Origin of the sequence: Spongiactinospora sp. TRM90649 (assembly GCF_029382225.1) — a bacterium.
GTDB lineage: Bacteria > Actinomycetota > Actinomycetes > Streptosporangiales > Streptosporangiaceae > Spongiactinospora.
In genome coordinates this window covers 313,647-335,009 of the sequence record NZ_JARLTC010000007.1, presented here as the reverse complement: position 1 = coordinate 335,009, position 21,363 = coordinate 313,647, and the positions used below count along the sequence as shown (strand labels likewise).

Here is a 21,363-nt window from a genome sequence, read left to right as displayed (position 1 = left end):
GGCCGTCCTCCTTGCACGCCTTATGGCGGGATATGTCGTGAGACATACCCACGCCCGGTCGGCGTCTCCTGACGGCCTCGCCCGCTCCGGGTCCGGACTTGGCAAACCGACCCGCTGATCAGCGCAGGTCGAGCACCCTCCGGAACCAGGAAAGGCGCGACGCCAGCGCGGCCTTCGTCACCTCGTGCTCCGGCGCGAAGATGTCGAACCCGTGGAACGCGCCGCCCCAGATGTGCAGCTCCGCCTGGCCGCCCGTCGCCCAGATGCGGGAGGCGTACGCCACGTTCTCGTCGCGGAACAGCTCGGCGCTGCCCGCCTCGATGAACGCGGGCGGCAGCCCGGACAGATCCTTCGCCCGCGCGGGCGCGGCGTACGACGACACGTCGGCCGACGGGTCTCCCGCCGAATCGCCCAGCAGCGCCCGCCAGCCCAGCAGGTTCATCGCGCGCGGCCACGTGCCGAGCCCGTCGTACTGGTGGCTGGAGACGGTCTCGTTGCCGTCGTCGAGCATCGGGCACAGCAGCAGTTGCCCGGCCAGGTACGGCCCGCCCCGGTCGCGGGCGAGCAGCGCGACCCCGGCGGACAGGCCGCCACCCGCGCTGCCGCCCATGACGACCACCCGGCGGGGGTCCACGCCGAGTTCCTCGGCGTGGTCCGCCATCCATCGCAGGCCCGCGTAGCAGTCCTCGACGGGAGCCGGGTCGGGGTGCTCGGGGGCCAGCCGGTACTCCACGTTGACCGCGACGACGCCCAGTTCGGCGACGAGGTCGGCCAGCCGGGGCGTGTCCATGGAGCGGTGGCCACTGATCATGCCGCCGCCGTGGATGTTGTAGAGCCCGGGGACGGCGGCGGTCAGGCCGCGCGGGCGCAGCACGGTGATCTCCAGGTCGGGGGCGCCGTCCGGTCCCGGGACCATCAGCTCCTCGGCGTCGATCGCGCGGTCGCCGATCACCTCGGCCACGGACGGCATCGCCATGAACGCACCGGCCGCGCGCCACTGCGGGATGGTCTCGACCGTCGGCGCGGGGCCGTCCGGCCGGGGCATCGCCGCGAGCACGGGCTCAAGGCTGGGGTCGAACGGGACCGGCGCGCTCGCCGTCCCGGCCGTCATCGGGGCTCCTCGAAGGCCAGCGCCCGAGCCGGGTTCTCCACCATGATCACTTGCAGAGCCTCCTCGCTCACCCCGAGTCGGCGCAGGCCGGGTAGGAAGTACCGGGGGATGTAGTCGTAGCCCTTGCCGCCGTACCGCTTGAGCTGGATCTTCTGGCAGACGTCGTGCCCGAGCACGATCTGCCCGGCGTATCCGCGCTCGATCAGGTCGGCCACGCCCCGGGCGACCTTATGGTCGCCGGTCAGGAACAGGTGGCCCCACGGGCTGCCCGGCGAGGCCAGGAAGTCGAACTCGACGAACACGCCGCGCGCCAGCAGGCGATCGGCGAACGCCGGATTGGTCAGGATCTCCCCGGCGTGCCCGAAGACGATGTTGCCGGGGGCGACGCCCTCCTCCTCCAGGGTGTCGAGCACCCGGAACTTGTCCTCGCCGACGCCGCCGACGTGGAGACTGACCGGCGCGCCGGTGATCCGGCTCGCGCGCCCGCTGGCCCGCACGCTCTTGAACTCGTCGTCGGTCAGCGGCGCGGTCTCCGCGCCGACCTCGCCGATGACCCCCGAGCGGACGGCGGTGCCGTCGGCCCCGGTCACGATGTCGCGCACGATGGTGTCGGTGAGGTCGTCCACATCGCGCTCGCCGATGTCGGCCGGGTGGAAGGTCGGGGTGTAGAACCCACCGCCCATGACCACGTTGAGCCCGGTCGCGCGGGACAGCCGCAGCAGCGCCTCCGGGTCCCGGCCCAGGCCGATGGAGGTGACCTCGACGATCGTCCGGCCACCGGCCTGCGCGAAGGCGAGCACCTCGGGGACCATCTCGTCGAAGTCGGCCATCAGGTCGTTGTCGGCGTTCGGGGTACCGTGCCGCACCCGCGCCAGGTTGGCCAGGGTGAGCGGCTCGGCGGCCTCCGGGGCGTCCTCGCCGGGACGGCGGAAGCGCGTCGGCCGCCGCAGGTCCACGAAGATGTGCTCGTGCATGACCGTCATGCCGAGCGCGGACGGCTCTACCGGGCCCGTGACGGTGAGGACCTTGCCGGCGAGGTTCGGGATCTCGAAGGGATAGCGGCTCACGAATCCGCCTTCGGGGTCGGGACGGTGAGGAACCGCCGGGGGTTCGCCACGGTGACGGTCTCGACGAGGGCGTCGTCGGCGCCGACCATCCGCAGGTACGGCACGAACTGCCGCAGCACGAAGCCGTAGCCGGCACCGCCGTAGGCGAGGAGCTGCGACTTGGCCCGGACGCCCTGCGACAGCAGGATCCGCCCGCTGTGACCCCGGCGGGCGAGTTCGACCACGGCCGCCGCCACATCCTGGTCGTCGGCCACGCTCAGCACCGAGGGCAACCGGCCCAGCCCGTCGAAGCGGACGAACACCCCGCGAGCCAGCAACGGCTCCAGGTCGTCGGGGCGCGGGGAGAGCGGGTCGCAGTCGCCGACCGCGACGCGCGTGAGGTCCGCGCCCTCGGCGGCGAGCAGGTCGAGCACCCGTTCCTGGACGGCGGGGTCGGCGGAGCGCGCGACGGAGATCGGGGCGCCGGTGGCCGCCGAGGCGCGGGCGGCGGCGACGAGCAGGACGCTCTGGGCGGGGTCGCCGGGGTCGAGTGCGGCGAGTTCGCCGATGACGCCCGCGCGCACGCCGTCCACGCCCTCGGTGAGGTCGCGGACGATCTCGGCGGCGAGGCTCGCGGCGTCGCGCCCGGCCAGGCCCTCGGTCCGCGCCGGGTGGTACCAGCCCGCGCCCATGACGATGTTGAGGCCGGTGGCCTCGGCGATCCGGCGCAGCGCGGCCGGGTCGCGCCCGAGGCCGATCGAGGTGCCGTCCACCAGGGTGCCGCCGCCCGCGTCCCGGAGGTCGGCGGCCTCGCGGACGGCCAGCGCCTCGTCGTCGAGCGACTGGTCGTCCCGGTTGGCGACGCCCATCGCGACCTCGCCGAGCAGGCCGGCGGTGAGCGGGAGTTGGTAGGCGCGCAGCCGGGTCGCCGTGGTCGGCCGGACGTGCCCGACGGCCCCCCAGGACTCCGGGGTGTCGGCGGGGGGAGCGAAATCGCTCAGGAGATGCTCGTGCGGGAGCACCACGCCGAGCGTGCTTGGGGCGACCTCGCCGGTCACGGTGACGACCGTTTCCCGAGTGGTCGAGTCGGTGGGGGACACGCGCGTCAACTTAACATAGAATATCGTATATGATCTAGTGGGAAATCTGATTTTCAGTGGTTTTGTCGCAGCTCCACGGTTGAATGCCCTCATGTTCACCGCACAGGAGACCTTCCGGGCGATGCTCCGCGACGGGATCGCCCCGGCCCTGCGTGACCTCGGTCTCACCGGGTCCGGCCAGGTTTACCGCCTGCCCGACGAGCGGCACTGGGCACAGCTCGGCTTCCAGCGGTCGTCGCACAACACGAGCACGCAGGTCCGCTTCACGATCAACCTCAGCGTGATGTCCGTGGAGCAGTGGGAGCTGTACCGGGCCAAGTGGTCACGGCCGCTGCCCGACCGGCCATCCGCTTCGTCCTACTACGGGTCGTGGGCGTGGTTCACCCGGATCGGTAGCCTGATGCCCGGCCGTCGCGACCTCTGGTGGGAGGTCGGCACGGTGCCCGACCCGGCGCTGCCCGCCGAGGTGGTCCGCAGCGTGCGCGACTACGCGCTCCCCGAACTGCGGGCACGGCTCGGCCACGACGACTGATCGGAGACCTCGATGTCGGAACCGACCTCACTCGAAGATGTGCGGCGGCGCATCGACGAACTGGACACCCGGCTAACCGGCCTGCTGGCCGAACGGCAGGGGCTGGTCCGCGCGGCGGCCGGGTTCAAGCGGGACGAGCAGGCCGTGCGCGCGCCCGACCGGGTCGAACGCGTGGTCACCGCCGCCCGCGACCGCGCCGTCCGCGAGGGCCTGTCCCCCGACGTCGCCGAGGCCGTCTGGCGTGCCATGATCGGCGCCTTCATCGAGTACGAGCTGACCGAGCACCGTAGCTCCTGAGAGCTCCTGAGAGCTCCTGACTCGTCTCACTGCGGCAGCAGTGCCCGCTCCCGGCTCCTGTGATGATCACCGCTTTGCCATTAAGGCGATCCATATTCACTCCCCCGAGAAGACCGGAATCGGGCTCTCTGCCATCCTGCGGCCTCATCCGATTTCAGGCAAGAAAACGATCGCGCATCATCGGCGGCGCAGACCCCCCATCGTCCCCGCCGGTCGGCCGATAATCGCTGCGTGCTGGACCCGCGCAATCATCAGGGAAAGTTCGCCGAGGACTACGTCCGGGCGCTCGCCTCCGCCGCGGGTCTTCTCGTGTACCAGGACGACCTCGACCACGACGGCATCGACCTCGGCTTCCGTTATCCGGGAAGGACCGGGTACATCTCCTCCCCCGCCATCGAAGTGCAGGTCAAGTCCTGGTCGGCGCCGATATGCAAAGGGCCCGAGCTGGTTTTCCCCAGGTTGACCGAAACGCAGTACAACAAACTCGCCGCGGGTCCGTTCCTCGTTCCGCGTTACCTGTTCGTGGTGGTGGTCCCACCGGAAATTGACCGTTATGCCCGGGTTGAAACCGACGGGCTGATACTCAGCCGGCTCTGCTACTACCGGGGATTCGACGGCGAGCCGCCCATTCCCGCGCCCAGCAAGACGCGAACCCGCCCGGTCCAGTTGCCATTGGGCAACGTGCTGACCGTGCGCGCGCTGCGCGAACTCGTGGGAGCGCCCACGGGACAGCCCGCGTGACCGCGAGACTCACGGTCGCCGACATCCGCGACTACCTCGCCTCGACCGGCTGGGCCCTGCAGCCGGACGGCTGGCGGGGCGGCACCATCTGGGTCCACGCGGGCGACCACGAGATCCTGGTGCCGGGCTCCGACGACCTCGGCGACGGCCCCCGCCGCGTCCGGGACATCCTGGTGCTGCTGGCGAGGCTGGAAGGCCGGGCGCGCGAGCACATCGCCGCCGACATCGGCGCGCCCATGGCCGACGTGCAGTGGTACCGCGCGCCCATCGTCCCCAGCGGCGAAGGGCTCGGGCTGATCGACGCGGTCACCGCGTTCACCAGCGCCAGGGACGCGCTGAGCGCCGTGGCGCGCGCCGCGCTGCACGGCCCCCGTCCGGCCTTCGGCGGAGCCGCGCCCAGGGAGGTGCGCGACCTGCTCGACCGCACGGTGATCGGGCCGATCGTGCCGTCCGACGACGTCCTGACGGTTCGCGTTCCATTGGATCGTGACAAAACGGGGGGCGACCCGCTGGCCCGCCGTACCCTGCTGCTCTTCCAGCGCACGGCGGCGCTGCTGTGGGAGACCGCCGCCGAGGCGGAGCGCACCGGCGACATCGGCGTCTTCGACGGCGTCGTGCGCGAGGGCGTGTCGGCCGAGCTGTGCGCGGCGCTCGCGCAGTTCGCCGGGCCCGGCGACGGGGGCCGTTTCGAGATCGGCTTCCGCTGGGCGCGGGGCCTGCCCGCCGAGATCCCCGCGAGCAACGTGGTCTTCGACGGCTCCGCCGGACGCCTCTTACGCCGGGTGGCCCACCGGCTGCGACGCCTGCACCGCGACACCGCCTCCGTCACCGGCCTGATCACCTCGCTCTTCGACAACGGCGACGTGGACCGGTTCCGGGTCCATGTCAAGGGCGAGGTGCTGGCCGAGAACGGCGAGCCGCGCGGCTCGATCTGGGTCCGGCTCCCCGACGAGCCGGCCTACGACCTCGCCGTGGACGCGCACCGGAACCGGTCCGTCGTCCGCGCCCACGGCACGCTCATGGAAGTCCACGGCCGCCTCGAACTGCGGGCGACCGGCTTCGAAAGATCATCCGAGGAGACCTGAACATGGAGAACACAGACTTCGGCACCCGGGAGCGCGCCCTGCTCCTCGGCCTGATGGCGCTCGGCGGATCGGCGTCCAACCTGGAGCTGCGAGATCGTTTCGGGGACACGCTGAACGGCAAGATCCGGGTCCGGCTGAACGCGCAGGCCCTCGTCGAGAGCGAGAAGGCCGGCCGGACCTTCCACCACACGCTCACCGACGACGGCTGGGCCTGGTGCGCGGCAGAACTCGCGAACACCGCCCCGGCGCGCGGCGGCGCGGTCTGGCGCACCCTCTACGGCGTCCTCGGCCTGCTGCGGGGATACCTCGACGCCAAGGACCTGAGCCTCGCCGAGTTCGTCGTCACCGCCCGCCGCGAGAAGGCTCCCAGGACCGACCTGAGCGAGGTCATCCGGGACGCCTACTGGCGGCTGGCCCGCGAACCGCAGGACTGGGTGCTCCTGACCCGGTTACGCCCGCTGCTCGGCGACGCCTCCCGCGACGACGTGGACGACGCGCTGCGCCGCATGGAACGCCTCCCCGACGTCCACCTCGCGCCCGAGGCCGACCAGAAAACCTTGACCGACGACGACCGGAAGGCCGCCGTGCCGGTGAGCGGAGTCCACAAGCACCTGCTGGCGATCGAGGCGTGATGAACGACGCCGAAGAGCGGGCGCTGCGGGCCGTCGGCCGCGTGCTCGACTGGGCGGCCACCGCCGAGCACGCCTGGAACCCGCCGCCCTTCCACGTGGACGGCATGCACCTCAGGGCCGAGCGGCTGATCCTGGACGGCATCCACGAGGCCGCCACCGCCCAGAAGACCAGCCCGCTCGGTGTGACGCTCCAGGGCGAAGGCGGCGTGGGCAAGACCCACCTGCTCGGCTGGGTCAGGGAGCGGATCGCCGAGGCGGGCGGCTACTTCTTCCTCGTGGACTTCAGCGCGGGCGACGACTTCTGGCGGCAGACCACCGGGGCCATGGTCGGCGACCTGGGCCGCCCCGCCACCGGCCCGGACGACCCGATCCAGGCCATGGTGGCGCTCCGGGCGCTGGCCGACCTCGCCGGAGCCGGTGAGCGGTTCGAGGCCGCCGGGCGCGGCGTCACCCGCGACGACCTCGACGCCCTGGTGGACGGCCTGCTGGCCAAGGACCGCGGCCTGCTGGCCTGCCGCGACACCATCCGCGCGCTCGCGCTCTACGCCACCGCGTCCGGCCACGCCCTCGACGTCGCCCACGATCACCTGATGTCGGCGCAGGAGGCCGAGGACGGCGACCGCCGGGCCTGGGGCATGAGCAGGGGTGTCCGGCAGCCGCATGACATCGCGATCGAACTGTCCATGATCCTCGCGATGACCGGTCCCAGTGTCATCGCGGTGGACCAGATCGACGCGATGCTCGAACACGCCCCGCCGGTCCTCCCGGCGGAGGCCGGGGTCGAACCACGCAAGGACCTGGTCGGTGAGATCGCGAGCGGCATCATGGGCCTGCGGCACGCCACCCGGCGGACGCTCTGCCTGGTGGCCTGCCTTCCGACGTCGTGGGCGCGGATCCAGGACCGGGGCGTCCAGACGGCACGGGACCGGTTCCGGCCCTCGCTGATCCTCAACACGATCACCAGTGCGGAGGTCGCCCGGAGCCTGGTGGAACGACGGCTCGCCGTCGCCCACGCCAACGCGGGGTTCACCCCGCCCGGCCCGGCCTGGCCGATCTCCCCGGCAGCCTTCGAGACGGCGCCGGGGCTGACCCCACGGGTGCTACTCCGGCGCATCAGCGAGCATGTCGAGGCGTGCCGAGCCAATGGCGCGGTGAGCATTCTGGAACGTTTCGATACCGCCGGGCCGGCTCGTGTCGGCAGGCCGGACCACGTCGAGGAGCCACCGCCCGCCGTCCCGGAGACGGATCTCGCCAGGCTCGACGCGCGCTTCGCCGGCCTGTGCGAGCGGGCGGACACCACCGGCGTGTTCGAACCCGACAACGAGGACGAGCTCATTCCCCCGCTGCTCGCCGCCGGTCTCCACGCCTGGATCACCGAACAGGGCGAGGCGGGCCGGGGCTTCTCCGTAGATCCGCCGCCGGGCCGCCGCCCGCGCCTGCACGCCCGGCTGCGGGAGCCGCTCGACCCCGAGTCGGAGCGGCAGCGGCACTGGACGTTCCGGATGATCGGCGCACCGCACCACCTGGCGGCGCTCAAACGGCTCTCCGAGGGCATGGAGGCGTCGGGCGTCGGCCCGGACGTGCCCGACCGGTGCTTCGTCGTGCTGCGCAACCAGGCGTGGGCCGCCGGGCCGAAGACCCAGGAGAGCCTGGCCCGTCTCAAGGAGTACGGCGGGCGGTCGGTCCCCCTGCACGCCGACGACGTGCGCGTCTTCGAGGCGCTGCGCCTGATGGCCGAAGACCGCGACCCCGAGTTCGACACCTGGTTGCGGGCCCGCCGTCCGGCGAGCGGCACCGACCTGTTCGGCGACCTGTTCGGGGCACCGCCCCGGCCCGCTCCCGCGCCGCCGCCGCCACCGGCCCCCGTCCTCGCCGGGCCCGCCGGCACGATCCCGGTCGGGCGACGGCTGGACAACGGCACCGACCTGGAGCTGAGAATCCCGGTGCTGGCCCGGCACACCGCCGTCTTCGCCGGCTCCGGATCGGGCAAGACCGTGTTCCTGCGCCGCCTCGTGGAGGAGTGCGCGCTGCACGGGGTGTCCTCGATCGTGCTCGACCCGAACAACGACCTCGCCCGGCTGGGCGACCCATGGCCCGCCCCGCCGCCGCACTGGAACCCCGGCGACGAGGACAAGGCCGCCCGCTACCTCGCCGGGACCGAGGTCGTGGTCTGGACCCCTGGGCGCTCGCGCGGGCGTCCGCTGAGCTTCCAGCCGCTGCCGGACTTCGCCGCCGTCCTTTCCGACCGCGACGAGCTGAACGCCGCGCTCGACCTGGCCGCCGAGGCGCTCGCGCCCCGGGCGAAGGTCAACGGGCCGAGCGCCAAGGCGAGCAAGGGCAAGGCCGTGCTCCGCCAGGCGCTGGAGCACTTCGCCCGCTCGGGCGGCGGCGACTTCACCGCGTTCCTCGGCATGCTCGCCACCCTGCCGCTGGAGGCCAGCCAGATCGACCGGGCCGACCTGATCGCGGCCGAGATGGGGCAGCTCCTGACGGCGGCCACGATCAACGATCCGCTCTTCGCGGGCAACGGCGAACCGGTGGACCCGGCCCGGCTGCTCACGCCGTCGGACGGCAAGCGGGCCCGCGTCTCGGTGATCAGCTTCATCGGCCTCGCCGACACCGCCAGGCCGGGCTTCGTCAACCGGCTCCAGATGGCGCTGTTCTCCTGGATCAAACGCAACCCGGCCCGTGACAAGCCGCTCAACGGCCTGTACGTGATGGACGAGGCGCAGTCGCTCGTGCCAGCCACCCCCAGGACCGAGGCGCTGGCCAGCACGCTGACCCTGGCGTCGCAGGCCCGCAAGTACGGCCTCGGGCTCGTCTTCGCCACCCAGGCCCCGCGCGGCCTGCACAACCAGATCGCGGGCAACGCGACCACCCAGTTCATCGGCCGCCTGAACAGCCCCACGCAGATCTCCGTCGCCCAGGAACTGGCCCGCTCCCGGGGCGGCCGGGCCGACCGCGTCGGCCGCCTGGACACCGGCCACTTCTACACGGCGAGCGAGGGCGTCGGCGAGGTGCTGATCCGCACACCGCAGTGCCTGACCCACCACCCCGCCGACCCGCTCACCGAGGAGGAGATCATGGACCGCGCATCCGCGGGGCGCTGACGGCGGGCTAGGTCGACGCCGCCGCCTCCGGCCGCCCGCTCGGCGTCCTGGGCGTGGTAGAACGCGTGACCAGGTCCGCTTCACCAAGATGCTCCACGCCGGCACCACCCTCCACATCCGCCTCACCTCCGGCGACTCCCACACCACCTCCACCGGCAAGACCATCCGGCACTACCTCTGGTCCGCCCACGACGCCACCGGCGACCAGATCCTCCAAGCCACCGCCGTGATGCTGCGCGCATGACCTCACAGCCATTTATGTGATTTATGTGATTTCGCCTACCTTCTGACCGATCGGACAGTGCCTGTCCGATCGGTCAGTTACGTTGGCGCCATGACCTCGATGCGGGCGGAGATCCTGGAGTCGGCGGGCCGCCTGTTCGCCGCCCACGGCTTCCGGGGCACCTCTCTTCAGGACATCGCGTCGGACGTCGGCTGTTCCAAGGCGTCGCTGCTCTACCATTTCACCAGCAAAGACGTGATCTTGAGCGAGCTGTTCGTGCCGGTCGGACAGGACCTCACGGCCCTTCAGGAGAGGCTCACCCCGCTCGACGGGGAGCGGGCCGCGCGGGAGGCCGTCGCCGGGGTGGTGGAACTCGCGCTGCGTTTCCGCCGTCAGGTGAAGATCCTGCTCATGGACGTCGAGGCCCTGCTCGGCCGTCCGGAACTGCCCGACATCGACGGCGCCACGGAAAGCCTGGTGGACGCCCTGGTGGGCCGTGCCCCCGAGCCGGAACGCCGGGTGGTGGGCTGGATGGCGCTGGTCGGCGTCTGCCTGACCTGCACCCGCGAAGTCGATGTCCCCGACGAGGTCATGCGTGTGGAACTGACCCGAGGCGCGCTGCGCGCCCTCGGCCGCGATTGATCACTGGGAGATACCCCTACTCATGGCGACCCTGCTATACCGGCTCGGCCGGTCCTCCTTTCGCAACCGGGGGCGAGTCGCCGCCGTCTGGTTGACGCTGCTCGTCCTCCTGGGCGTGGCCGCCGCCCTGTTCCTCGGCCCGTCCGGTGACCGGTTCTCCATGCCGGGCACCGAGTCGCAGCGTGCCCTCGACTCGCTCGCGCGGGAGTTCCCGCAGGCCAGCGGTGCCGTCGGTACCATCGTCGTCGCCGCCCCCGAAGGCGGGAAACTGGACCCGGCGGTCGTCGCACCGGTGGTGAGGGAGGCAGCCGCCGTGCCCGGCGTGCTGGCCGCGATCGACCCCTTCCAGGCCCGCGCGCTCTCACCCGACGGCCGGTACGCGCTGGTCCAGGTCCAATTCAAGGACGGCATCGACGACATCACCGACGCCCAGCGCGAGGCTTACCTGAAGGCCGGGGCCTCGGCCACCGGCGTCCAGGTGGAGCACGGCGGTGAGGTGCTGCGGGCCGCGCCGGAGGTCGGCGGGTCCGAGGCGATCGGTGTGCTGATCGCCGCGGTCGTGCTGATCATCACCTTCGGATCGCTGGTCGCGGCCGGGATGACGCTGCTCAACGCGCTGGTCGGCGTCGGGGTCGGCATGGCAGGCCTGTACGCGCTGAGCGGCGCCGTCGAGCTGACCTCGGTGACCCCGGTGCTCGCGCTGATGCTCGGCCTGGCCGTGGGCATCGACTACTCGCTGTTCATCACCTCGCGCTACCGCCAGTTCCTGGCCGACGGGCTGGAGCGGGAGGAGGCCGCCGGCCGTGCCACCGGCACCGCCGGGTCCGCCGTCGTGTTCGCCGGGGCGACCGTGGTGATCGCGCTGGCCGGGCTGTTCGTCGCCGGCATCCCCTTCCTGACCGTCATGGGCCTGGCCGCCGCCGGAACCGTCGCCGTCGCGGTGCTCGTGGCGCTGACGCTGCTGCCCGCGATCCTCGCCTACGCCGGGCCGCGCGTCCTTCCGCGCAAGCGGCGCGAGGGGCGGGCCGTCGCCGAGGGAGGCTTCGGTTACACCTGGGGACGGCTGGTCAGCCGGCTGCGGGTGCCGATCCTGCTGGTCGGCGTCGTCGGCCTCGGGGTGCTCACGCTGCCCGCGCAAGAACTGCGGCTGGCGCTGCCCGACGCCGGCACCGCCGCGCCCGGCACCCCGGAACGCGCCGCCTACGACCTCACCAGCAAGGGTTTCGGCGAGGGCTTCAACGCCCGGCTGATCGCCGTCGTCTCGGCCGAGAACGCCGCCGACGTGACCGCCGCCGCCGGGCAGGCGGCCGGGCTGATCCAGCAGGTGCCGGGCGTGCTGGCGGTCACGCCGCCGCAGCCCAACGCCACCGGCACGACCGCGCTGCTGGCGATCATCCCCAAGGAGGGGCCGACCGCCGCCTCGACCGAGGCCGCGGTGCACGCCATCCGGGACAAGGTCGCCACCATCGACGGCGCGGAGATCTCCGTCACCGGCGCGACCGCCGTCGGCATCGACGTGTCGAACAAGCTGGCCGAGGCGATGCCCGTCTACCTGCTGCTCGTCGTCGGGCTGTCGGTGCTGCTGCTGATGCTGGTCTTCCGGTCGATCCTGGTGCCGCTGAAGGCGGCTCTCGGCTTCCTGCTGACCATCGGATCGACCTTCGGCATCACCGTGGCGATCTTCCAGCAGGGACACCTGGCCGGACTGTTCGGCGTCGAAGTGCCGGGACCGCTGGTCAGCTTCCTGCCGATCCTGCTCATCGGCATCCTGTTCGGCCTGGCCATGGACTACGAGGTGTTCCTCGTCTCGCGCATGCGCGAGGACTTCGTGCACGGCGACACCGCCCGCCAGGCCACGATCAACGGCATGGGCCACAACGCCCGCGTGGTCACCGCCGCCGCGCTCATCATGACCTCGGTGTTCGGCGGCTTCGTCTTCATGGACGACCCGATCATCAAGTCCATGGGCTTCGCCCTGGCGCTCGGCGTGCTGATCGACGCGTTCGTGGTGCGCATGACCCTGGTCCCGGCCGTCATGGCGATGCTCGGCAAAGCAGCCTGGTGGCTACCAAAGGCCCTGAACCGGGCACTACCCGACCTCGACATCGAGGGCGAACGGCTCAACACCCACCTCGCCACCTCGGCCACCCCCACCCCGGAACGCGTCGGCTAGGAGAGACGGCGGCGGCAGTCGGCGAGGCGGGTGCGGAGGTCGCGGCGGGTGGCGCGGTCGAGGGTGGGGTGGGCGAGGGCGGCCGGGACGTCGTCGCGGTCGAAGCGAACGGCGGCGCGGTTGGTCCAGGCCTCGACCAGTTCGGGGTCTCCGGCGAGGGCGCGGGTGAGCAGTTCGTCGGCTTCGGCCAGGGCGCCGCGCTCGGAGCGGATCAGGCCGAGGGTGCACAGCAGCGCGGGGTCGTGCGGGGCCAGTGCCAGTCCGGCGCGGGCCTGGGACTCGGCCGCGTCGAGGTCGCCGCGTTCCATCTGGAGGTTGACCAGGGCGATCCGGGCGTCGAGGTGCCCCGGTTCGACGGCGAGCGCCCGCGTGAGGTCGTCCCGTGCCCGCTCGGCGCGCCCTCGTTCCTGCTGGAGGACGGCCCGGTTGTAGTACGCCTCGGGCAGGTGGGGTCCCAGGCGGACGGCGATGCCGTAGTCCTTGATCGCCGCCTGGGTGCGGCCCGCCGCGCGGTGCAGGGCGGCGCGGTCCACATAGTACTCGCAGTTGCCGGGGTCGTGGGCGATGACGGTGTCGAGGTCGGCCAGGGCCCGCGCCGGGTCGCCCAGGGCGAGGTGGACCTGGGCCCGGTTGTGGCGGAGGCGGGCGAGGTCCTGCGGGCGCTCGCCAGGGGCGAGCACCGCCTCCAGCCGGGCCAGGCCGTCGTCGATCAGCCGTAGCGCGCGGGCGGGTTCGCCCGCCTTGGCGTCCAGCAGGGCGATGCCCTGTTCGTAGAAGACGCTGGACACCACACGCCGCCGTGGGTCGTCCAGGCCGGCGGCGAGGCGGAGCGCCTGGTCCAGCCAGTGCCGGGCCGTCGCCGGGTCCTGTTCGGCGGCCGGGAGGTGCCTGGCGTAGAGCATGGCGGTCGAATACGCGGCCGAGGTGGTGATCTTCGGGTCGTCGGTGACGGCGCGGGCCTCGTCGTAGAGGGCGAGCGCCTCGGCCGCCTGCTCCAGCGCGGCCAGGGCGGTGGCCAGGCCGGTGGTGAACGCCCACCAGTGCCGCAGGTCGCCGTCCGGGGTGACGGCGGCGCGTCCGCGCCGGGCGGTCCGGGCGGCGTGGTGGTAGAAGCCCCGGGCCAGGCTCTCGCCGAGGGTCGTGCGCAGCGCGGCGGGCAGGGGGCTCGCCTCCGGCTCGCGGGCGGGTCCGCCGGCGTGGACGTCGAGGGTCAGCCGGGAGGACGGCGGGAGCCGGCGGCCCAGCACGTCGAGCAGTTCACGGGTGGTCTCGTCGGCGGCGCCGGCGTGGTCGAACCGTACGGTGACCGGCCGCCGGAGGGTGCCCGCCCAGGTCGCGGTGAACTCCGCCGCGCCGTAGGCCAGGCACGCGGTGCGCCGGGCCGGGTGGAAGCGGATCGGCTCCTCCTCGGCGGCGGGGCGGGCCCGGCGGTCGAGCCGGGGCGCGATGGCGTGCAGTTCCACCTGGTGGCCGGAGGCGAGGCGGGGGTGGCCGGTGGCGATTCTGGCGAGGAAGTCCGCGACCCCGGCATAGGGGCCGTCATCACGGTGACAGTCGTACGCCTCGGTGGTCACGGCCGTGCCGTCCGGGGCAGGGGCGGGCGCCCAGGGGCGCCCGCCGTACCGGCTGTTACCAGCACCACTCGAACCAGAGCCGGCGAGCGCCGGACAGCAGGCGCACCGCGCCCTTACGGCGGATGGTCATCTTCTTCATGAGCACCTCCGTGTGATCCACTTCTGGATTTCCCAGAGCATAATCCCGGACGGGGGAAATATGTAGGTTGCTCATGATTTGACCGGTGCGACCGGGTTCAGCGTGCCGTCAGGCGATCACCGGCGCCGCCGTACGGGCGCGCAGGTCTTCCACGCTCACCCCCGGCGCAGTCTCCACCAGCACCAGCCCCTTGTCGGTGATGTCGAGGACGCCGAGGTCGGTGATCACCTGGTGCACGCAGCCCCGCCCGGTGAGCGGCAGGGAGCACTCCTCGACGATCTTCGGCGAGCCGTCCTTGGCCACGTGGTCCGTGATCACGATGACCCGGCGGGCGCCGTGGACCAGGTCCATCGCGCCGCCCATGCCCTTGACCAGCTTGCCGGGGACCATCCAGTTGGCCAGGTCGCCTCCGGCCGAGACCTGCATCGCGCCGAGCACCGCGACGTCGATGTGACCGCCCCGGATCATGCCGAACGACAGCGAGGAGTCGAAGAAGGACGCCCCCGGCCGGACCGTCACCGTCTCCTTGCCCGCGTTGATCAGGTCGGGATCGACCTCGGCCTCGGTCGGGTAGGGGCCGACGCCGAGGATGCCGTTCTCCGAGTGGAGCACCACGTTCACCTCGGGCGGCAGGAACGACGGGATGCGCGTGGGCAGCCCGATGCCGAGGTTGACGTGGTCACCGTCACGCAGCTCGGCCGCGGCCCTGGCGACCATCTCGTCCCGCGACCAAGTCATGACCGGACCGTCCTCTTCTCGATGCCCTTGTCGGCCGCCTGCTCGGGGGTGAGCACGACCACGCGCTGCACGAAGACGCCGGGCAGGTGCACCTCGTCCGGGTCCAGCTCGGTGAGCTCCTCCACCTCGGCGACCGTGACGCGCCCCGCCATCGCCGCCAGCGGGTTGAAGTTCCGGCTCGCCCTGTTGAACACCAGGTTCCCGTGCCGGTCGCCGCGCGCGGCCCTGACCAGCGCGAAGTCCGTGGTGATGCCGCGCTCCAGGACGTACTCGACGCCGTCGAACTCGCGCACCTCCTTGGGCCGCGAGGCCACCGCGATCGAGCCGTCTTTGGCGTGGCGCAGCGGCAGGCCGCCGTCGGCGACCGGGGTGCCGACGCCCGCCGGGGTGTAGAAGGCGGGGATGCCGCAGCCGCCCGCGCGCAGCCGTTCGGCCAGACTGCCCTGCGGGGTCAGCTCGACCTCCAGCTCGCCGGTGAGGAACTGGCGGGCGAACTCCTTGTTCTCGCCGATGTAGGAGGCCGTCACGCGGGAGATGCGCCCGGCCGCCAGCAGGACGCCGAGGCCGCCGCCGTCCACGCCGCAGTTGTTGGACACCACGCCGAGGCCGGTCACGCCCTTGTCATAGAGGGCCCGGATCAGCACGTTCGGGATGCCGCTGAGCCCGAAGCCGCCGACCGCGAAGGACGCGCCGTCGTGGACGTCGGCCAGTGCCTCGGCGGCGGTGGCGACCACCTTGTTCATCCCCACAGCACTCCAAGTGTTCGCATAGTGAACTTTAGTTCACTAATGTAGTAACGAGTATGCGCAGCCGGATTTGTCCCTGTCAAAGTACGTGTGCGAAGGAGATCGAATGGCCCTGGCCGGAACCCTCGAACGCGGCCTGGCCGTGCTGCGCGCCGTCTCCGCCGCCCCGGAGCGGCCGGTGCGGGCCACCGACCTGACCCGCGTGACCGGCCTGGCCAGGTCGACCGTGGACCGCGTGGTGGCGACCCTCGCCCACCTCGGACACCTGCGGGTCGAGGGACGCGAGGTGCGCCTCGCCCCTCCCCTGATGGCGCTGGGCGAGGCGTATCTGGCCTGCGACGGCCTGGCCGGGCTGCTCGGCCCGCGCGCGGACCGGCTCGCGCGGGAGCTGGACGAATCGGTGTCACTGGCCGTCCTGGACGGCGACGGCCTGCGCCTGGTCGGCCGGTTCACCCGCCGCCGCACGATGTCCATCGCCTTCCGCGCCGGGGAACTGCTACCCGCCGACCGATGCGCCGCCGGTCTGGCGCTGCTCGACCCCGCCGCCCCCTGGGCCGAGGACGACCAGCTCCTGGAACCGGGACTGGTCGCGGTGGCCATGCCGGTGCGCGACGCCACCGGCCGCGCGGTCTGCGCGCTGAGCGTGGCCAGCCACACCAGCAGGCACACCGTCGCCGGGCTGCGCGACCACGCCCTGCCGTACCTGCGCGAGGCCGTCGCCGAGATGGAGGCGGCACTGGCCGCGCCGGTTCCGCCCCCGGCGCCGCCGGCCGCCACGGACACCTCGCGCGCCGCCAAGGAGGAGATGGGCGCGGAGTACCTGCAGTCGCTGGCGCGCGGGCTGGCCGTACTGGTCGCCCTCGGTTCGGCGCGCGGCGGCCTGACGCTCAGCGCCGCCGCCAGGGCCACCGGCCTGCCCAGGGTCACCGTACGGCGGGCGCTCCTCGGCCTTACCCGCCTCGGCTACGCGGCCCAGGAGGACGCCCGCTTCGTGCTCCTGCCCAGGGTCCTCGAACTCGGCTACGCCCACCTGTCCGCACGGACGCTCGAAGAGATCATCCGCCCGCACCTGCTGGACCTGGTGGCCCGGGTCCGCGAGTCGGCGTCCGTCGCGATGCTGTCCGGCGACGAGGTCGTCTACGTGGCGCGCGTGCCCGTGATGAGCATCATGAGCGTGGACATCACCGTCGGCACCCGCTTCCCCGCCTACGCGACCTCGATGGGCCGGGTGCTGCTGGCGGACCTGCCGGACGACCGGCTGCCCGCCATCGCCCCCCGGCCGCTGACCAGCCGTACCGTCACCTCGCCCGGCGAACTGACGGCCGCGCTACGGCAGGTCAGGACCGACGGATACGCCCTCGTCGATCAGGAACTGGAGGACGGCGTGCGCTCCATCGCCGTCCCCCTGCACGACCGCGACGGCCGTGTCGTGGCCGCGATGAACGTCGCCACCCACGTCAGCCGCGCCACCGCCACCGACCTCCTGCGCGACGTCCTCCCCACCCTCAGAGAGACCGCCGCCCGAATCACGACCGACCTGACCCACGTCCGCCGGGACCTGCTCCACCCCTGACGACGGCCTGCGGGACGGCCCTGACCAGCGCGTGGTTGTCGCCGATCTCCCCGGCGGCCAGCAGGACCAGCGGCGGGAAGTCCTTCGTCATCTGCTCATGGGTGACCTCGGCGGAGATGGCGCTCAGGTTGACGGCGGCGACGACGACGGCGTCGCCGTCGCGGACGGGCGCGGCGATCGACCGGACGCCGGGCGTCATCTCCTCGTTCGTGGCGGCCCACCCACGGGCGCGGATCTCCCGCAGCTCGGCGTGCAGGTTCTCCAGCGGCTGCTCCCGGAAGGGGCGCGTCACCGAGGCCGACGGGATGGCCAGCACCTCGGCGAGCCGGTCGGCGTCGAGCGCGGACAGGAGCACCTTGCCCAGCGCGGTGCTGCGCGCGGGCAGCCGCATGCCCACGGTGATGTTGGCCGACACCACCTTCGGCACGGCGGCGCGGGCGACGTAGATGATGTCCGAGCCGTCGAGCACGGCGACCGAGGCCGCCTGGTTCGTCGCGCGCACCAGATCGTGCAGGTACGGCAGCGCGATGTCCCACATGCCCGCCGACAGCGTGTAGGCCACGCCGAGCTCCAGGACCCGGGGGGTCAGCGTGAAGCCGGCGTCGCCGGACCGCACGTAGCCGAGTTGCTCCAGCGTGAGCAGGATTCGCCGGGCGGTCGGGCGAGCCAGCGCCGCCCCGCTCGCGATCTCGCTGAGCGACATCGGCCGGTGGTGGTCGCCGAAGGACCTGATCACGTCGAGGCCGCGCGCGAGCGCCTCGATGAAGTCGGGGCCGGTGTTCTCCCGGGCCATGGTCACCGTCCTAGTTGCCCCTTTGATGGGGCGATCATCCGTACAACGGACAAGTGTACGCGCAGCCTCGACCCGCTGTTGTACAGGTATTTAACCCAGACTTCAGAGCATTGACGGAGGGTGGGGGCTCACTTATGCTCAGCCGCACCGCCGAAAAGCGGACAACTGTCCGCAGGACGGACAGGCAGCAAGAAGCGAGGCAGGAAATGCGAAGAGCTGACGCGGACGTCATCGTCATCGGTGGAGGACCCTCCGGGGCGACCGTCGCGGCCGAGGCCGCCCGGGTCGGGGCGCGTGTGATCGTTCTGGAGAAACGGCAGGGCGACAGCCCGTCGAGGGCCGGCGTCATCCAGCCGCGCGTACTCGAACTCCTCGACGCACGGGGGCTGATGGGCCGGTTCCGCGAGGCCGCGCAGCACTGGCGGCCCGACTTCGAGATCCCCCGCTACATCTACGCGGGGCTCACGGGCCTGCGCTACGACCTGCTGGACAGCGCGCACCCGTACGCGCTGATCCTCCCGCAGACCACCACCGAGCACCTGCTGCGCGCCTGGGCCGCCGAGTCCGGCGCCGAGGTGCGGCGCGGGGTGACCTACGTCGAGCACACCGAGGACGCCGATGGCGTCACCGTGACCGCGCTCGACGCGGACGGCGCGACCGTCCGGCTCGACGCCCGGTTCCTGGTCGGCGCCGACGGCGCCCGCAGCGAGGTACGCCGCCGCGCCGGCTTCCCGTTCGAGGGCCGGGAGGCGGCGATGACCGCCGTGTCGGTCGACGCCGACCTGACCTTCCCCTGGGCGGCGTCCATGCAGATGCGGCGCAACGAGAACGGCTGGGTGCTGGCCTATCCGTTCGGCCACAAGACGACCCGCTTCATCATCGTCGCGGAGGCCCGCCGTACCACGCCGCGCGACGAGCCGGTGACGATCGACGAGGTCCGCGAGAGCCTGCGCGCCATCTTCGGCGAGGACTTCGACATCACCTCCGCCAAGTGGATGTCCCGGTACGGAGACACCCACAAGATGACGCCCTACCTGCGGCGGGGCCGGATCTCGCTGGTCGGCGAGGCCACCCGGGTGCACTACCCGGCCAGCGGCATCGGGATGAACTACTGCATCCAGGACGCCTTCAACCTGGGCTGGAAACTCGGCCTGGTCGCCGCCGGAGACGCCCCCGAGTCGCTGCTCCAGACCTACGACGACGAACGCCACCCGGTGCTCCGCGACCTCATGGACGACGTCGCCACCCAGTGCGCCCTGCACTTCGACTTCAGCCCGGGCGGGCTGGCGCTCAAGCGGTTCGTGGAGACCGAGCTGATCCCCGTCCCCGAGGTGAACGCCATCCTGCGCGACCGGCTGAGCGGGTTCAAGACCACCTACCACCGCGGGGGCGACCCGCACCCGGCGGACGGCACCCGCGTCGGCGACTTCCGGCTCGGCGACCGCCGCTACACCGAGGTCGCGGCGGGCAGCGCGTTCGTGTTCGCCGAACGCGCCGCCGGGGCCCCCGCCGCCCGCGCCCTGCCGCCCCGGGTCACCTGGGTCCTGGATGACGATCCCGGCTTCACCCGCGAACTGGCGGGCGCGTCGGCGGCCCTCATCCGCCCCGACGCCTACGTGGCGCGGGCCTGGACGGCCACGCCGTCCGGCTCCGAACTGGACACGGCCTACGCCGAGGCGGTGGGCCGCGGCGCCCGCACCGGGCTGACGTCAGCCGGTCACTGAGCGGAAGGACGCGACCGATGAACCACCCCATCAACCACACCGCCGCCACCCTGCTGATCACGGGCGGAACCGTCGTCAGCGGCGACCCCACGACCGGCACCGTCACCGTCACCGATGTCCTGGTGCGCGACGGCGCGATCGCCGAGATCGGCCCCGGACTCGCCGCGCCCGGCGCCGACGTGATCGACGCGTCCGGCATGCTCGTGCTGCCCGGCCTCGTCGACTCCCACAAGCACACCTGGCAGTCCGCCGTGCGCCACCGGTGCACCGGCATGGACCTGATGACCTACTTCGGGGAGATGTTCGGCAGGCTGGGCCCGCGCTACCGGCCCGAGGACGTCTACATCGGCAACCTGCTCGGCGCGCTCGCCGCCCTCGACGCGGGCACCACGACGATCATGGACTGGTCGCACGTGCAGAACTCGCCCGACCACGCCGACGCGGCGATCCGCGGGCTGCGCGAGGCGGGCGTGCGCGCGGTGTTCGGCCACGGCTGGCCGCTGGTGGACCTGCCCGAGTGGATCATGAACAGTGGCCGCGACCACACCGGCGACCTGCGCCGGATCCGCCACGAGCTGCTGTCCGACGACGACGCCCTGGTCACCCTGGCGCTGGCCGGGCGCGGACCGGAGCTGTCCACCATGGACGTGACCCGCAACGACCTGGCGATGGCCCGCGACCTGGGCATCCGCACGTCCATCCACATGGGCTGCGGCGAGGCGTTCGGCGCGATGGCGGCGATCTCCCGGCTCAACGACGCGGGCCTGCTCGGCCCCGACCTGACGTTCGTGCACTGCAGCGAGAACAGCGACGACGAACTGCGGATGATGGCCGACCACGGCGTCTCCGCCTCGGTCGCCCCGCAGCACGAGCAGGGCTTCCCCGGCATCGGGCACACCCCGATCGACCGGCTGCGCGGCCTGGGCGTCACGACCGGGCTCAGCAGCGACACCGAGGCGTTCGGCGCGGCGGACCTGTTCACCCAGATGAAGGTGGCGCTGGCCGCCACCCGCAGCCGGGTGAACACCGGCGGCTCGCGGTTCGAGGACCCGCCGAGCGCGTTCTCCGCCGCCGACGCCTTCCACCTGGCCACCCAGGGCGCCGCCGACACGCTCGGCCTGGGCGACCGGGTGGGCGGCCTGACGCCCGGCAAGGCAGCCGACATCGTGCTGATCAGGGCGACCGACCTCAACCTCTACCCGGTGACCGACCCGGTGGCGGCCGTGGTCAACGCGGCGCACCCCGGCAACGTGGACACGGTCGTCGTCGGCGGGGTGGTCCGCAAGCGCGGCGGCGTGCTCCTCGGCGTCGACCAGGACCGGCTGCGCGACCTCGCCGAGCGCTCCCGCCGCCACGTCCTCGCCCCCTGACCCCACTCAGAGAA

Annotated in this window: 19 protein-coding genes; 12 read left to right on the top strand and 7 right to left on the bottom strand. The window is 72.4% G+C overall.

Annotation, left to right across the window (positions count from 1 at the left end):
- Window positions 1-118: 118 nt before the first annotated feature.
- From P3X83_RS10880 to P3X83_RS10870, 3 genes are read right to left on the bottom strand one after another with little or no spacing between them, the layout of a single operon-like run.
- Window positions 119-1,111 carry an alpha/beta hydrolase gene (locus P3X83_RS10880; protein ID WP_277304813.1) on the bottom strand — a complete coding sequence of 331 codons (993 nt, stop codon included), beginning with the start codon at window positions 1,109-1,111 and terminating at the stop codon, window positions 119-121.
- Window positions 1,108-2,178, bottom strand: a complete 1,071-nt coding sequence (locus P3X83_RS10875; protein WP_277304812.1) for an aryldialkylphosphatase — start codon at window positions 2,176-2,178, stop codon at window positions 1,108-1,110. Before P3X83_RS10875 ends, P3X83_RS10880 begins: the two co-directional genes overlap by 4 nt.
- Entirely contained in the window at window positions 2,175-3,257 is a 1,083-nt protein-coding gene (locus P3X83_RS10870; protein ID WP_277304811.1) for a phosphotriesterase, read from the bottom strand. Before P3X83_RS10870 ends, P3X83_RS10875 begins: the two co-directional genes overlap by 4 nt.
- A 91-nt stretch (window positions 3,258-3,348) precedes the next feature.
- Here P3X83_RS10870 and P3X83_RS10865 point away from each other — a divergent pair, with 91 nt between their 5' ends.
- The 9 genes from P3X83_RS10865 to P3X83_RS10825 all read left to right on the top strand — a co-directional run bounded on the left by P3X83_RS10865 (window position 3,349) and on the right by P3X83_RS10825 (window position 12,692).
- Entirely contained in the window at window positions 3,349-3,789 is a 441-nt protein-coding gene (locus P3X83_RS10865) for a DUF4304 domain-containing protein (protein ID WP_277304810.1), read from the top strand.
- A gap of 12 nt (window positions 3,790-3,801) precedes the next feature.
- A complete protein-coding gene (locus P3X83_RS10860) occupies window positions 3,802-4,086 on the top strand; it encodes a chorismate mutase (protein ID WP_277304809.1) in 285 nt (94 codons plus the stop codon).
- Window positions 4,087-4,317: 231 nt separating this feature from the next.
- Window positions 4,318-4,827, top strand: coding sequence for a DUF4365 domain-containing protein (locus tag P3X83_RS10855; RefSeq protein ID WP_277304808.1), 510 nt, complete (start codon window positions 4,318-4,320; stop codon window positions 4,825-4,827).
- Window positions 4,824-5,912, top strand: a complete 1,089-nt coding sequence (locus P3X83_RS10850; protein ID WP_277304807.1) for a hypothetical protein — start codon at window positions 4,824-4,826, stop codon at window positions 5,910-5,912. The genes P3X83_RS10855 and P3X83_RS10850 overlap by 4 nt, the downstream gene beginning before the upstream one ends.
- Window positions 5,913-5,914: 2 nt before the next feature.
- Window positions 5,915-6,544, top strand: a complete 630-nt coding sequence (locus P3X83_RS10845; protein ID WP_277304806.1) for a hypothetical protein — start codon at window positions 5,915-5,917, stop codon at window positions 6,542-6,544.
- Window positions 6,544-9,654: a DUF87 domain-containing protein gene (locus P3X83_RS10840; RefSeq protein WP_277304805.1), complete on the top strand. Its 3,111-nt coding sequence runs from the start codon at window positions 6,544-6,546 to the stop codon at window positions 9,652-9,654. Before P3X83_RS10845 ends, P3X83_RS10840 begins: the two co-directional genes overlap by 1 nt.
- Before the next feature lie 88 nt (window positions 9,655-9,742).
- Window positions 9,743-9,898: a hypothetical protein gene (locus P3X83_RS10835; RefSeq protein WP_277304804.1), complete on the top strand. Its 156-nt coding sequence runs from the start codon at window positions 9,743-9,745 to the stop codon at window positions 9,896-9,898.
- 90 nt (window positions 9,899-9,988) lie between these two features.
- Window positions 9,989-10,519, top strand: a complete 531-nt coding sequence (locus P3X83_RS10830) for a TetR/AcrR family transcriptional regulator (RefSeq protein ID WP_277304803.1) — start codon at window positions 9,989-9,991, stop codon at window positions 10,517-10,519.
- Between the two features lie 22 nt (window positions 10,520-10,541).
- The gene (locus P3X83_RS10825) at window positions 10,542-12,692 is read left to right on the top strand and encodes an MMPL family transporter (protein WP_277304802.1); all 2,151 of its coding nucleotides are present in this window, start codon (window positions 10,542-10,544) and stop codon (window positions 12,690-12,692) included.
- On the opposite strand, the gene P3X83_RS10820 is transcribed toward P3X83_RS10825, so the two are convergent.
- The 3 genes from P3X83_RS10820 to P3X83_RS10810 form a co-directional block, all read right to left on the bottom strand.
- On the bottom strand, window positions 12,689-14,266 hold the full coding sequence (locus P3X83_RS10820) for a tetratricopeptide repeat protein (RefSeq protein ID WP_277304801.1): 1,578 nt from the start codon (window positions 14,264-14,266) through the stop codon (window positions 12,689-12,691). The genes P3X83_RS10825 and P3X83_RS10820 overlap by 4 nt on opposite strands.
- Before the next feature lie 247 nt (window positions 14,267-14,513).
- On the bottom strand, window positions 14,514-15,143 hold the full coding sequence (locus tag P3X83_RS10815) for a CoA transferase subunit B (protein WP_277304800.1): 630 nt from the start codon (window positions 15,141-15,143) through the stop codon (window positions 14,514-14,516).
- Complete coding sequence (locus P3X83_RS10810; protein WP_277304799.1) at window positions 15,140-15,886, bottom strand: CoA transferase subunit A; 747 nt, start codon at window positions 15,884-15,886, stop codon at window positions 15,140-15,142. The genes P3X83_RS10815 and P3X83_RS10810 overlap by 4 nt, the downstream gene beginning before the upstream one ends.
- A gap of 109 nt (window positions 15,887-15,995) precedes the next feature.
- On the opposite strand from P3X83_RS10810, the gene P3X83_RS43310 reads away from it, so the two are divergent.
- The gene (locus P3X83_RS43310; protein ID WP_346742698.1) at window positions 15,996-17,462 is read left to right on the top strand and encodes an IclR family transcriptional regulator C-terminal domain-containing protein; all 1,467 of its coding nucleotides are present in this window, start codon (window positions 15,996-15,998) and stop codon (window positions 17,460-17,462) included.
- Here the strand turns inward: P3X83_RS43310 and P3X83_RS10795 are convergent.
- Complete coding sequence (locus P3X83_RS10795) at window positions 17,416-18,255, bottom strand: IclR family transcriptional regulator C-terminal domain-containing protein (RefSeq protein WP_277304848.1); 840 nt, start codon at window positions 18,253-18,255, stop codon at window positions 17,416-17,418. The two genes, P3X83_RS43310 and P3X83_RS10795, sit on opposite strands and share 47 nt — an antisense overlap.
- Before the next feature lie 206 nt (window positions 18,256-18,461).
- Here P3X83_RS10795 and P3X83_RS10790 point away from each other — a divergent pair, with 206 nt between their 5' ends.
- Together P3X83_RS10790 and P3X83_RS10785 are read left to right on the top strand one after the other, a co-directional pair.
- Window positions 18,462-19,979, top strand: coding sequence for an FAD-dependent oxidoreductase (locus tag P3X83_RS10790; RefSeq protein WP_277304798.1), 1,518 nt, complete (start codon window positions 18,462-18,464; stop codon window positions 19,977-19,979).
- Between the two features lie 17 nt (window positions 19,980-19,996).
- Window positions 19,997-21,349: an amidohydrolase family protein gene (locus P3X83_RS10785; protein ID WP_277304797.1), complete on the top strand. Its 1,353-nt coding sequence runs from the start codon at window positions 19,997-19,999 to the stop codon at window positions 21,347-21,349.
- Window positions 21,350-21,363 lie beyond the last annotated feature (14 nt).